This is a genomic window from Halalkaliarchaeum desulfuricum (genome assembly GCF_002952775.1).
GTDB lineage: Archaea > Halobacteriota > Halobacteria > Halobacteriales > Haloferacaceae > Halalkaliarchaeum > Halalkaliarchaeum desulfuricum.
In genome coordinates this window covers 895,644-908,230 of sequence record NZ_CP025066.1, presented here as the reverse complement: position 1 = coordinate 908,230, position 12,587 = coordinate 895,644, and the positions used below count along the sequence as shown (strand labels likewise).

Here is a 12,587-nt window from a genome sequence, read left to right as displayed (position 1 = left end):
CGGACACAAAGGCGTCAAAGCGAGACGGACGCGAGGTGTGAGCGGCCGACACAGGTGAGAGACGACGGTTCGAGTCCGTCGGTCGGTGTTGAGGCGGCCAGAGCGGCGGGGGAACACCCGTACCCATACCGAACACGGAAGTTAAGCCCGCCAGCGTTGCGGGGAGTACTGGAGTGTGCGAACCTCTGGAAAATCCGGATCGCCGCCTCGCCATTCATACAGCAGAGACACGTTAGAGCGGAGAGGGATCTTTCTCCGTTCCGTCTAACAAGCCGAAGAGAGGGATCACTGGGTTGTTTTGAGCCACAGAGCGACATATAACGAAGTCACACCGAGAGTGGCAACGCCGGCAGTCGGGTGTGGCGATCGAATCTCTCACACCGAGACGAGAGCCCACGCGGCGCCGACGGCGAGAAGCGATAGTGCGAGGTTTCCGACGGCGTGGGCGGCTGCGTGGCTCCGTCGTCCGCGCTCCCACAGGCGGACGACGTCGACGCTGAACGAGGAATACGTCGTGAACGCGCCACAGACGCCCACCCCGACAAACAGCGCGGCGCCGTCACCCGCACCGCCGAAGGTGACGACACCGAGCAGGAAGCTCCCGAGGACGTTCACCAGAAGCGTCGCGAACGGGTAGCCGTCCGTCGGCAGCGCCGCGTACGCCCCGTACCGGAGCACCGAACCCAGCGCTCCACCGAGGCCGACCAACTGCACCGCCAGAAGCGAGTTCACTCCCGATCACCTCCGTCGTTCCGACCACGACCCGGGGTAGCGGGCCGACGAAGTATCCATCGGGCGAGAAGCACCGCGCCGAATCCGAGCGCGTAGCTCGCGAGCACGTACGGAACCGCGCTTTCGGGGTGTGACGTCGCGTCGAGTACGAACGTGCTGTAGGTGGTAAACGACGAGAGGAATCCGGTACCGAACAGCAGCCGAAGCCTGGAGGAAAGCGCACCGACGACCACGCGTCTGTACACGAGTGCGCCGAGCAGGAAGCTCCCGAGGACGTTCACGAGAAGCGTCGCCTCCAGCGTTCCCGGGACGAGAAGCGAGATCCCGTATCGACCGTTCGCGCCGAGGTAGCCGCCGCCGGCGACGACCGCCACGTCGAGAGCGTGCCGCCGGGGTCCGACCGCGAGGAGCCGTCCCATTCGTCCCTGGATGGTGTGACGACGAGGTAAACGGTTCCGGTTTTTCGTTCGACATCTACCGGTTCGTCTCTCCCGCTCCGACGCCGCGGGTTTCAAGCCGCCGTCGCCCAATCGTCGGACATGCGACTCTCCGAGTTCGCCGCGAAACTCGACGACAGACTCGACACCGAGGCGTACGCCGACCTCGACGCGAGCGCGAACGGGCTCCAGGTGGGGCCCTCGCCCGACGCCGGGGCGGCCGGCTCGGACCCCGAGGTGGATCACGCCGCGTTCGCAGTCGACGCCGCAGCCGAGACGATCGAGGCGACCGCAGACGCCGGCGCGGACGTGCTCGTCACGCACCACGGGCTGGTCTGGGGCGGGCTCGATCGGGTCACCGGCAGCGACTACGCCCGATTGGCGCCGCTTTTCGAGGAGGACGTTGCCCTGTACGTCTCGCATCTCCCGCTGGACGGCCACCAGGAACTGGGCAACGCCGCCGGGCTCGCCGACCTGCTCGGCGTGCGGGATCGCGAGCCGTTCGGCACCCTGAGCGGGGAGTGGATCGGAACGCGCGGGGAGATACCGGGCGGCGTCGGAGCACAGGAACTGGTGGAGACGCTCGAACGCGACCTCGACGTCGGCGGTGGTGGGGTTCAACTCCTCGATTTCGGCCCCGCGGAGCTTTCGGAGGTGGCGATCGTCACCGGGTCGGGGGTCGACTGGCTCGATGAGGCGATCGACGCCGGCGTCGACGCCCTCGTCACCGGCGAGGGGAAGGCGAAGGTGTATCACGAGGCGCGCGAAGCCGGGATCACTGTCGTTCTTGCCGGTCACTACGCGACCGAGACGTTCGGCGTCAGGTCACTGCAACGGCTCGCCGACGAGTGGGGACTCGAAACGACGTACCTGGATCGACCGACTGGTCTCTGATCGACTAACCGGTCTCTGATCGACTAACCGGTCTCTGATCGACCGAATGGACGGCGATCAGTCGCTCGCCCGCGTTCGGGTTCGATCGATCGACGTCGGTTCCTCCGACGTTTGGAGGAAGGACAGATCGGCGTCGGCGAGCGGAACCCGGGGGAACTCGTCGAACGACTGGACCATGTAATCGGCGAGTACACACCGTCCCCGGCTCTCGTGGCCGTGGCGTTCGACGTGGACGGCGTCGTGGCCGGCGTTCCAGGCGGCGCCGACGTCGCTCGAACTGTCGCCGGCGAGCACCACCCGATCGGCGTCGGCGGCACCCATCGACTCCAGCGCGTACCACACCGGTGCCGGGTCGGGTTTCCAGCCGAGTTCGTCCGTACAGCAGACGACGACATCGAACCAGTCGCGGATGTCGAGCCGGTCGAGCACCGGCGACGCCAGAAACTCCTGGCTGTGAGTTACGAGCCCGATCGGGCCGTGGATCTCTCGGATGAGGCGCTCGGCGTCGGGATGGAGATACGTGGCGTCGGCGCGTTCGAGTGGGTTCTCCTCGTCGTGGAAGGTTTCCCAGAACCCCGTCGGCTCCAGTCCCCACTCGCGCAGCTGCCCGTTCCGATCCCCGCCGAGGCCGTGCCAGAGGACGAGCGCCTCCCGGTCGGTGAACTCCCGGCCGATCCGGTCGCCGACACGATCGAACAGCTCCCGCGTGTACGACCACTCCACGTCGACGACCGTGCCGTCGAGGTCGAACAGCCACACGTCGTAGGAGTCGATTGCCATCGGGACTGCTCTATAGGACGTCGACCGGTATGGGTTTTGCGGCCGAGCGGCGTCTTCTCGTCGCCGGGCGGGCAGCGTCAACTACGCCGACCACGACATTTAACGCCCGTCGCCCCGTATCCGGGGATATGTCCGCGTTACGGGAAGCCCTTCGGGAGCTTCCGGAGGCGATCTTCGCCGATCTGCTCGAATCGGAGGACGCGTATCTGCTCGTCATCGATCTCCCCGGGGCGACCGCGGAGACGACGGAAGTGATCGCGGAACCGAACCGGGTCGACGTGGAGGCGCGCCGGGAGAAAGTCTCCCCCGAGGGGTTCCAGTACGTCCGCGAGAACCGGCCGCTGTTTCTCGACGCCGAACTCCCGTTGCCTCCGGACTGTGTCGGCGACGCGGCGGAGGCGGAGATGGACGGCGGCGTCCTCGAGATCCGGCTTCCCAAACGCGATGCGGCGGGACGCAGAGAGATCCCGATCGACGAAACGTAGCGGGTGGTCACGCTGGTCACTCTCCGCGCGTACTGGCGGTTCGTCCTGATCATCCGCCAGTTCTTCCCGCTGATCGTCGCCTACGCGAGGGACAGACGACGGTATCTCCTGTTCGGTGCGTCGAGGGACGTCGCCTACGAGACCCAGGTCGAGCGCGCGGAAATCCTCTTGTCGACGCTTCTCACGCTCGGGCCGACGTTTATCAAGCTCGGTCAGTTGCTGTCGACGCGTCCGGACATCCTCCCGCCGGCGTACATCGACGTCATCTCGAGCCTGCAGGACGACGTCCCCCCGGCGCCGTGGGTGGAGTCCAGACAGGTGCTCGAGGAGGAGCTCGGCCCCGTCGCGGAGGCGTTCGACGAGTTCGACACGGATCCGATAAGCGGCGCATCGCTGGGGCAGGTGTACGTCGCCACCTACGAGGGACAGCGGGTGGCGGTCAAGATCCGTCGACCGGGGATCGAAGAGCTGGTCGAGGCGGACCTCCGGGCGATCCGGTGGCTGTTGCCGGTGTTGAAGCGGTTCATCGGCGAGGGGCGGGCGTTCTCGCTGGAGAACCTCGCCGACGAGTTCGCGAAGACGATCCGTGAGGAGATGGACTACGAACGCGAGCGGTCGATCCTTCGAGAGATCCGCGGCAACTTCGCGGACAACGACAGCCTCGTGATCCCGGAGTCGGTCGAGTCCGCCTGCACCCCGCGAGTGCTCACGATGGAGTACATCCCCGGGACCAAGATCACCGATGTCGAGGAACTCGACGCGATGGGGCTCGACCGGACCGACGTCGCGGTCGACCTCCAGCGGGTGTACATGCAGATGATCATCGAGGACGGCGTCTTCCATGCCGACCCACATCCGGGGAACCTCGCAGTCGCCGAAGACGGGACGATCATCTTCTACGACTTCGGCATGTCGGGGCGGGTGGACCCGTTCATCCAGGACAAGATCGTCGACTTCTACGTCGCGGTCGCCCAGCAGGACACTGACGCGATCCTCCAGACGCTCATCGAGATGGGGACGATCTCGCCGAACGTCGACCGGGAGGTGATGGGGGAGGTGATGGAGCTCGCGATCGCGGACGCCCGCGGGGAGGACATCGAACAGTACCGGGTGAACCAGGTGCTCGCCAGCGTGGAGTCGACGATCTACGAGTTCCCCCTTCGTCTGCCGCGGAACCTGGCGCTCATCCTCCGGGTGGTCACGGTCCTGGAAGGGGTGTGTGTCACGCTCGATGAGGACTTCGATTTCATCTCCGTCGCGACCGACTACCTCTCGGAGAAGGGGTACTACGAGCAGACCGCCCGGGAACTGGCCGAACGGGGCGCCAGACAGCTCCAGTCGACCGCGGAGGCGATGGTCACGATCCCGCCGAAGCTCGACCGGACGCTCGACCGGCTCGAACGCGACAGCCTCTCGGTCAACGTCGCCGTCGAGGACGACCACGACGTGTTCGCGAAGCTCGCAAAGCGGCTCACGTACACGATCTTCTCGGCGGTCGGCGTGCTCTCGGCGTCGATCATCTACGCGTTCGGCGCCGACTGGCGGATCGCGGCGGCAGTCGCGCTGCTCACGGTGGTGCCGCTTTTGTTCCTCTACCGGTCGTTCCGCACGCCGAAGGCGATCCGGGCGCGCCCGCAGTTCACCCGACAGGCGATCCGGGAGCGGAAACAAAACGAGAAGTGACGTCGTCCATCGCGCCGCCGCCGCGAGGGGAGGCGTCGCCGTCACCGCAGCCGCAGATCAGTCGTCGCCCTCGACGGGACGCGCCGACGGGGAGGACTCGCCGTCGATCCGGCGTTCGATCCCCCGGAGAATCCGTTCGGCCGCGACGTTCAGTCGATCGCTGGCTTCGACGGGTGGCCTTCCCGAAAGCGCCGCCGCGGCAACGTCCTCGTCGTATGGTACCGTCTCCAGCACTGGCAGTGCCAGCGCCTCCCGGACGGTCTCGCCTTCCTCGCCGCGGACCCGGTTGACGACCGCGTACACGTCCTCGACACCCATCTCCGTGGCCAGTTCCCGAATCCCCTCTGCGGTCTCCACCGCCGACTGCGACGGGCCGACGACCACGATCATCGCGTCGACGTCGCCTGCGGTCCCGCGACCCAGGTGTTCGATGCCGGCCTCCATGTCGAGCACGGCGCAGTCGGCGTCGAGCGCCGACCGGACCAGCGACTGGACGAAGCTGTTTTCGGCACACATACACCCCGTGTTCGCGCCCTCTGGTGCGCCGATCGTCAGCAGGCGACCGCGGTCCCCGTCGCCGAATCGGGTCGAGTGGCTCTCGAGGACGTCCTCGACGTCGGGGGAGAGCCGCACGAGCCCGTCGCCGCCTGCCCGGTCCTCGATGAGATCCCGTTTTTCGGTGACCGGCGGCGGCTCCGCGCAGCCGATCGTCGCCGCCAGGTTCATGTCGGGGTCGGCGTCGACGGCGACGACGTCGTCTGCCGACGCGAGCCGGGTCGAAAGCGCCGCCGACAGCGTCGTCTTCCCGACGCCGCCCTTCCCGGTCACCGCGATCCGCAACGGAGCGTCGACGGCCGACTCGGTTTCGACATCGGCGTGATCGTGATCGTGGTCGTGGTCGTGGTCGTGACCGTGGGGATGACCGTGCGCGTGTCCCGCGCCGTCGTGACAGCCGCACTCTTCACACATCCGATATCACGCTCCAGTCTCGTCGAACAGCGCCAGCCGGCGTTCGTCGACCGCCGCCACGAGCGCGTCGATCGCGGCGTCGGGATCCTCCTCCTGGATCGCGTAGCCGCCGGTGATCCCCTTCAGGTCCTCGGTCATGATCCGGCTCACCTCCTCGCTTTGATCCATGTGCAGCGTCGGGGCGGTGTGGACCGGCAGGCCCAGCGTCAGCGCCCAGGCGCCGATGCTCACTGCCTTCTCGGCGATGAGTTCCGGCGCGCTCGCGGCGACTGGAAGCTCCCGCGTGGGGACGTCGGCGCCCTCCGAGATCGCCCGAACCAGGTTGCCGATCCGGGAGTTGTCGACACACGAACCCATGTGCCACACCGGCGGAAGCGGGCCGTCGAGCCCAGCGGCGTTACCGAGCGCGTGCAGCACCTCCGAGAGCCCATCGCCCGCAAGCTCGTCGGTCCGGGCGGGATCGAGATAGCCCGCCTGCGCGGTGACGTGACCGATGCAGCCGGTGACGATCGGCAGCACGTTCTCCGCGAGCAGCCCCTCGATCAGCCGCTCGGTCATGTCGGCGGTGCGTTGTTTCGGGTTCGGACAGCCGACGATCCCGACGATTCCCTTCAGCTGGCCGGCCTCGAGCGCGTCGACGACCGGCGCGACCGGGTCCTCGGGCGAGGCGGCCTCCAGCACCTCCAGCACGTAGTCCTCGGAGATGCCCACCATCGCGCTGGCCCGCTCGTCGGGGATCTCGACGTCGTACTCCTGTCTGCTGTTCCGGTCCTCGTAGGCGTCGATCCCCCGCTGGACGATCTCGCGGGCGTCCGCCTCGGCAGTTTCGGGATCGAAACTGACGTGCTCTGCGCCGGGGATCCGCACGTAGTCGGTGGTGGTCAAAAGCTTCGTGTGATGACACTCGATCACGTCGCCGATGCCGGGCCAGATACACTGGATGTCGGCGACCATCGCGTCGAGCGCGCCGGTGGTGACCGCGAGTTCGGCCTGGGTGCTGTGGGCCGCAAGCGGGATCCCTCGCCGCTCGGCCAGTTCGTTGCCCGTACAGCAGATCCCCACGAGGTTGATCCCCTCGGCGCCGGCCTCGCGGGCCGCCGGCTCCAGTTCCTCGGCCATCTCGACGATAATCTCGCTGAGCACCGGCGAGTGGCCGTGGACCGCGATGTTCACCTGGTCTTTTTCGAGCGTCCCCAGGTTCGCCTCGGTCTCGACCGGCTGTGGCCGGCCGAAGACGACGTCCTGGAGGTCCGTCCCCATCGTGAGGCCGGCGTATCCGTCGGCCATCCCTGCTTCCAGCGCACCCGAAAGCAGGTGGACCGGGTCGGCGTCGTTGCCCTGGGTTGTGCGGTGCATCGCCCGGGCCACCTCCATGTCGACGCTCGGTTTCGGCTGGATTCCCTGCTCTTCGAGGAACTCCCGCTGCTCGTCGGGCATCCGGTCGAGCCAGTTGAGTGTCTCGCCTGCACCCTGGAAGTCCTCGATCGCGGCCTCGGCGACGAGCTTCGCGAGTTCGTTTTCGTCGTCGGTTTCGGCCTCGATCCCGAGATCCGCTGCGACCGCTTCCAGCTTCTCGGGATCCTGGATGTCGTACGCAGAGAGCCCACCGTCGGCGATCTCTTCGAGCACCTCGGCGATCTCGCGTGCGTGATCGGCGTGGCTTGCGGCCCCCGCGGCGATCTCGCGGTACAGGTTCCGCGCGGCGACGGTCCCCGGCGTCGCCCCGCAGACCCCCCGATCCATCCCGTGGGCGCCGTCCGTCACCCGGCACGGGCCCATGTAACAGATCCGGCAGCAGCCGCCCCCGACGCCGAACGGACACTGCGGCTGGCTCTCCTCGAGACGATCCTCCGGTAATTCGTACTCTCCCTCTGTCTGTGAAGACATCGTTCTTTCCAGAAGGCGTACACGGCGAGGAGTAATGAGCACCCCCGGGCGTTGTCACGGCGGTGGAGGGGGCGATATGTTTATAATCGGGTTCACAGTCAGGGGTCCGCTTTATTAGCGATCGACACCGGAGCGTCGATCCGGTGGCCCCGTCCGCTCCGGCGTCGAACCGCAGTCCCCGTCCGCTCCGGAAGCGAGTCCTTTTGGGGATGGCTGCCGCAGTAGATCCATGGAGAATCCCGAGAATCCGACCGCGACGATCAACACCAACTTCGGCGAGATCGAAGTCGAACTGTACGAACAGCACGTCCCCCGAACCGTCGAGAACTTCATCGGACTCGCAACCGGCGAAAAGGAGTGGACGCACCCCGAAACCGGCGAGACGCGGACGGATCCCCTCTACGAGGACGTCCCGTTCCACCGCGTGATCGGCGGCTTCATGATCCAGGGCGGCGATCCGACCGGCACCGGACGGGGCGGCCCCGGCTACACGTTCGACGACGAGTTCCACGACGACCTGGGTCACGACGGTCCGGGCGTGTTGAGCATGGCGAACCACGGTCCCGACACGAACGGCTCGCAGTTTTTCATCACGCTGGCCGCCCAGCCCCACCTCGACGGGAAACACGCGGTCTTCGGCCAGGTCATCGACGGTATGGACGTCGTCGAGGACATCGGCGCACTCCAGACCGACAGTGCCGACCGCCCACAGGAGGAAGCGCTCATCGAGTCGATCGACATCGACCGGTGAAACGGCTGTTGTTACAGGATCTGTAACTTGTTATTGGGTCTGTAACACGTATCGCCAGTTACGTATAGGTAGCCGGGACCCCAGCGAATAGTTACGGGAGCAGACGACCAACGGTTCGTCCGACGCTCCCGACGGAGTCGGATCGGGTACCACCGAACGCGTCGTCTTGACCCCTCCCTGACGCAACACCTCTGACATGTCGGCCACGATCCAGGTCGCCCGGCGGTCGGCCCCCCCTGCTTCGACCGTTTCCGGCTTCCGATGACACGCCGTCACCGCTGGTGTTCGCTGGAGGTGGAGTCTTGCCGCTGGCGTTCGTCGGCCGGTCGATCTGGTGAACGCACTGCCTGTTCCTCGAGTACCTCCGCGAGCGGTCTCGTGCGAGATCGATACCGTCCGTACTGTTCGTTCGCCCAGTCGAACAGCTCCGACGAGTCGGATTCGATCACGGCCCGGACGTTGTTCTCGTCGTCGTACGCGCCAAGGCAGGCCCACTCCTCACACAGCATCAGGCCGAACCCGATCGGTTCCGGATGAACCCGGACCTCGACGTCGCCGTTCTCTACGGCGCGATCGACGGCCTCGGGAAACCCGGTCCGGGACGCTTCCAGGACGCCGCTGTCTATCGTCAACTCGAGGTGACCGCCGCCCTCGATGAACTCGGCGGCTGCCTCGTTGAACACCTCGGCGACGATTGGGGTGATCGCGCGCATGCGGTCGGCGTCGGCCGTCGAGATGAGTTCCACCAGCCGCTGGACCGTCGAGAACGGGTCCCGGTCGCTCGCGGCGGTGACCTCGGCACTCTCGAGGGCGGTCCACGGGAGATCGTCGGCGATCGGGCCGATATGGGACGCGAACGACCCGAGTTCGCTGGCCCGTTCGACGTCTGCACACAGCGACTCGTAGGCGCGATACACGCCCCGCCCGGTGACGGTCACCGTGTACCGATGTCCGCGCTTGACCACCCACTCGCGGTCCAGATATCCGGCGAGGATTCGCTGGACAGTCGTTCTGGTGGCGTCCACGCGGTCGGTCAGTTGTGTCGGCCGGAGCGGCTCCTCGCAGAGGGCGGCGAGAATGTTCGCGCGGACCGGCGATCCGGCCAGATACTGAACGTCGTCGTGTGCAGCCATCGACCGACCGAAACTACGGGAGTCGGGATGAAATACGTTGTCGTCGATGGTGGCCGGTCCGCCCGACTCCGGCGACGTACTTGCGCGACGATATAAACGTTCCCGGAAACTTTTATCTCTGGTCATGAGTGAGAATAACTTGCACAGTATGTTCGAACGATTTTCCAGCGGATACTACCTCGGGGAAATGTACGTCGAACCGCACGAGGGCGATCATGCGGTGCTCAACCGTGCGGATCACGAGCGGGTAAACGAGCAGCTGTACGCGACCGGCGAGGGTCTCGAACGGCTCGACGCGCCGCTGGTCATGAAACTCGACGGGCGACATTTCCCCGTACTCGGCGACGACGACGTTCCCACCGGGACGCTCGCGCTCCCACCGACGTACACCGAACGCCGGCTGCCGGCGACCCGCGAGGTGCTGCTCGCGAAGGCCGACCGGGCCCTCGAACTCCTCCGGTATGCGGGCTGGGAGCCCTCCGCCGGCACCTGATCCCCCTGTTTCAAGTCCACGCGGGACCGCTCCCCGGTATGATCGACAGGCTGCTCGGCCGCGCGGAACTGAAAGCGCGGATCGACGAACTCGAGGAAGCGAACGAGCATCTCGAACGGCAGCTCGAAGCCGAGTCGGATCGCCGGGCGGACGCCGTGACCGAGCGACAGCGAGCCGAAGAACGGATCAACCGACTCGAGGACCGGATCGAAGAGCTCCAGGACCGCGTCAGTCGGGCCGAGGAGGGTCGCGACGAGGAGCTGTCGTTCCGGCACGCCGAGCGGTGTCGCGGCCGCCGTCTCGAGTCAGTACTCGATCGTCTTCGCAGCCTCGAAGCTCCTCGGGAGGGTGCCCTGACAGCGTACGTCGAAACGGAGGTTCCGGATTCCGTGCGGGAGGTCCTCGGCGACAGGAGCCCGCTCGTTCGCGACGCCGCGCCGGCGCTCGTTCTCGCGGACGACGCTGGCGTCGTCGCCGCCGCCCTGGCCCCGCCCCTGCCGCCGGAGCCGTTCTCCGAGTGGGAGGATTGTTTTCGCCTCCCCGACAAGTGGTTCCGGCCGACGGGACGGTTCGGCTTCGGACTCGTTCGGTCGGACACGTTTGCGTTCGGCGTCTACGATGGCGACGAACTGGACGCGTTCGAGGGGTTCGAAAGCGACGTGATCTCGGATCACTCGAAAGGAGGGTTCTCACAGGGACGGTTCGAGCGCCGCCGGGACGAACAGATCGACGCCCACGTGGACCGGGTCCGGAACGTGCTGAAAACCCGGGACGAGGATCTCGATCGGACGGTTCTGGTCGGGGAGCGGACGGTGCTCTCGCGACTGGAGTCCGACGTGGACGTCACCGCGACCGCCGGTGCCGGCGGGACCGACCGGGATGCGCTCGCGGCGGCGTTCGAGGAGTTCTGGACGACGAAACTGTACGGCCTTTGAGACCGAGTGCCGAACAGAGGTCCTCCCGGGTCAGTCGGTCTCGTTTTCGAGCTGATACGCCTCTATATGTGGCGTCTCGGTCGGCTGGATCTCGAGTCGCGCCACCGTCGTGTCCTCGCCGAGGACGGTCAGCAGGAACGGATCGCGCGGAGAGACGACCCAGTGTTGGCCGTCGATATCGGTCGTTCCCACGGTTTCGCTTTGCACGGCGTCGCCGACGGTGACTGTCGCACCGATCACCGGCTCGTCGGTCTCCACATCGAGGACGGTCACCCGGACGGGACCGCCGGGGTAGGACCGATCGACGGTCACGTTGAGTCCTTCCTGGACGTCGGAGACGGGCACCTGACCGATGGTGTCGTCCAGGGGGATCCGCTGGTGATCGATGAACACCTGTTCGCTGCCCCCATCGACGAACGTCGTTAGCTCGCCGCCGGCGTGTGGCACCTGGACGATAAAGAGGCCGTCGGAGCCGATCGAGTCGGCACCCTCCCGGGTCGCGGCGATTTCGGGATAGCTGCCGAACGTCACGCTCTCGGCACCCTCGAGTTCCATCGATCCGGTCGTCGACCGGTCCTGCCGGTCGGGGACTTTCGCCTCGCGGACGTACTCGCCGTCGTGTATCATCGACAGGACGACAGCGTCGCCGCCGGACTCGACGAACACTCGTTCGGAGGGGTGTTCCCCCTCGAGTATGCCTTTGGCGTGGTTCCGCACGGGGCCGTCGTAGGTCCGCAGCTGGAAGTCGATGTTGTTCGCCCGAGCGTCGACACTGAAGTCCGGCGTCTCGTCTGCCTGTTCTCCGAGCATTTCGAGCCGCTCGCGAAGAATCTGTGCCTCCATGCTCACGCGAGCGAGCCGGACGACGAGCTCCCTGGCGTCGATCTCGCCCGTGCTGTACGCCTCGACGGCGGTTCGCTCCCGGCCGTTGAGGGTTATCTCTCGCTGTTCGATCTCGGAAATCTCTGCAAGGATCTGCCGCTGTCGCTCGTCGGTTTCCTCGATGGATTCGATCTGTCGTTCTATCGATTCCGTTTTGATCTCCATGCCGGTGGCGTCCGTGCCGTAGCCGACGGCCGGGCCGATGTCGGCGTGTTCCCGCCTGACGTCCGAGCTGTCGACGTCGTCGTCGGGGATTCCGAGCACCCGGGTTGCGTTCTCCCCACGGGGCTCCAGCTGCCTGGTGTAGTCGTCAGGGGCTGTCAGCTGCCCGGTTTCGGCGCCGACGGCGGCAATCGAGGCGTCAGGAGGGGGGACGTCGTCGCCGGCCTCGATGGCCGGCTGCTCCCCGTTTGCGTCCGGGGCGAACGCGCCGACGCCGGCGGTGGCGACGACCAGGAGGACCGAAAGCAGGATCGGGGCGGCCATCGAAGGCGTCAGGAGGGGGGACGTCGTCGCCGGCCTCGAT

Annotated in this window: 13 protein-coding genes and 1 rRNA gene; 7 read left to right on the top strand and 7 right to left on the bottom strand. The window is 66.6% G+C overall.

Annotated features, from left to right (window positions below):
* Window positions 1–89 precede the first annotated feature (89 nt).
* A 5S ribosomal RNA gene (rrf, locus tag AArcSl_RS04475) occupies window positions 90–211 on the top strand.
* A gap of 164 nt (window positions 212–375) precedes the next feature.
* Here rrf and AArcSl_RS04470 read toward each other — a convergent pair.
* Complete coding sequence (locus AArcSl_RS04470) at window positions 376–732, bottom strand: fluoride efflux transporter FluC (RefSeq protein ID WP_119815601.1); 357 nt, start codon at window positions 730–732, stop codon at window positions 376–378.
* Window positions 729–1,151 carry a fluoride efflux transporter FluC gene (locus tag AArcSl_RS04465; RefSeq protein WP_119815598.1) on the bottom strand — a complete coding sequence of 141 codons (423 nt, stop codon included), beginning with the start codon at window positions 1,149–1,151 and terminating at the stop codon, window positions 729–731. Before AArcSl_RS04465 ends, AArcSl_RS04470 begins: the two co-directional genes overlap by 4 nt.
* Before the next feature lie 120 nt (window positions 1,152–1,271).
* On the opposite strand from AArcSl_RS04465, the gene AArcSl_RS04460 reads away from it, so the two are divergent.
* Window positions 1,272–2,063, top strand: coding sequence for a Nif3-like dinuclear metal center hexameric protein (locus AArcSl_RS04460; protein ID WP_119815595.1), 792 nt, complete (start codon window positions 1,272–1,274; stop codon window positions 2,061–2,063).
* Between the two features lie 57 nt (window positions 2,064–2,120).
* On the opposite strand, the gene AArcSl_RS04455 is transcribed toward AArcSl_RS04460, so the two are convergent.
* The gene (locus tag AArcSl_RS04455) at window positions 2,121–2,843 is read right to left on the bottom strand and encodes an HAD family hydrolase (protein WP_119815592.1); all 723 of its coding nucleotides are present in this window, start codon (window positions 2,841–2,843) and stop codon (window positions 2,121–2,123) included.
* A 128-nt stretch (window positions 2,844–2,971) separates the two neighbouring features.
* Between AArcSl_RS04455 and AArcSl_RS04450 the strand changes: the two genes are divergently transcribed.
* Together AArcSl_RS04450 and AArcSl_RS04445 are read left to right on the top strand one after the other, a co-directional pair.
* Window positions 2,972–3,328 (top strand): Hsp20/alpha crystallin family protein, encoded by a 357-nt coding sequence (locus AArcSl_RS04450; protein WP_119815589.1) that lies wholly within the window; start codon window positions 2,972–2,974, stop codon window positions 3,326–3,328.
* A gap of 3 nt (window positions 3,329–3,331) precedes the next feature.
* On the top strand, window positions 3,332–5,011 hold the full coding sequence (locus AArcSl_RS04445; protein ID WP_119815586.1) for an ABC1 kinase family protein: 1,680 nt from the start codon (window positions 3,332–3,334) through the stop codon (window positions 5,009–5,011).
* Between the two features lie 57 nt (window positions 5,012–5,068).
* Here the strand turns inward: AArcSl_RS04445 and AArcSl_RS04440 are convergent, their stop codons facing one another.
* On the bottom strand, window positions 5,069–5,980 hold the full coding sequence (locus AArcSl_RS04440; RefSeq protein ID WP_119815583.1) for an ATP-binding protein: 912 nt from the start codon (window positions 5,978–5,980) through the stop codon (window positions 5,069–5,071).
* Window positions 5,981–5,986: 6 nt separating this feature from the next.
* Window positions 5,987–7,867, bottom strand: a complete 1,881-nt coding sequence (cooS, locus tag AArcSl_RS04435) for an anaerobic carbon-monoxide dehydrogenase catalytic subunit (protein WP_119815581.1) — start codon at window positions 7,865–7,867, stop codon at window positions 5,987–5,989.
* A gap of 229 nt (window positions 7,868–8,096) precedes the next feature.
* Between cooS and AArcSl_RS04430 the strand changes: the two genes are divergently transcribed.
* Window positions 8,097–8,618, top strand: coding sequence for a peptidylprolyl isomerase (locus AArcSl_RS04430; RefSeq protein ID WP_119815578.1), 522 nt, complete (start codon window positions 8,097–8,099; stop codon window positions 8,616–8,618).
* A 272-nt stretch (window positions 8,619–8,890) separates the two neighbouring features.
* Here the strand turns inward: AArcSl_RS04430 and AArcSl_RS04425 are convergent, their stop codons facing one another.
* Complete coding sequence (locus AArcSl_RS04425) at window positions 8,891–9,751, bottom strand: helix-turn-helix transcriptional regulator (protein ID WP_119815575.1); 861 nt, start codon at window positions 9,749–9,751, stop codon at window positions 8,891–8,893.
* Window positions 9,752–9,899: 148 nt separating this feature from the next.
* Here AArcSl_RS04425 and AArcSl_RS04420 point away from each other — a divergent pair, with 148 nt between their 5' ends.
* On the top strand, window positions 9,900–10,244 hold the full coding sequence (locus tag AArcSl_RS04420; RefSeq protein ID WP_119815572.1) for a DUF5802 family protein: 345 nt from the start codon (window positions 9,900–9,902) through the stop codon (window positions 10,242–10,244).
* Between the two features lie 38 nt (window positions 10,245–10,282).
* A complete protein-coding gene (locus tag AArcSl_RS04415) occupies window positions 10,283–11,179 on the top strand; it encodes a Vms1/Ankzf1 family peptidyl-tRNA hydrolase (protein ID WP_119815569.1) in 897 nt (298 codons plus the stop codon).
* Between the two features lie 30 nt (window positions 11,180–11,209).
* On the opposite strand, the gene AArcSl_RS04410 is transcribed toward AArcSl_RS04415, so the two are convergent.
* Window positions 11,210–12,547 carry a DUF7096 domain-containing protein gene (locus AArcSl_RS04410; protein ID WP_119815566.1) on the bottom strand — a complete coding sequence of 446 codons (1,338 nt, stop codon included), beginning with the start codon at window positions 12,545–12,547 and terminating at the stop codon, window positions 11,210–11,212.
* Window positions 12,548–12,587: the final 40 nt, after the last annotated feature.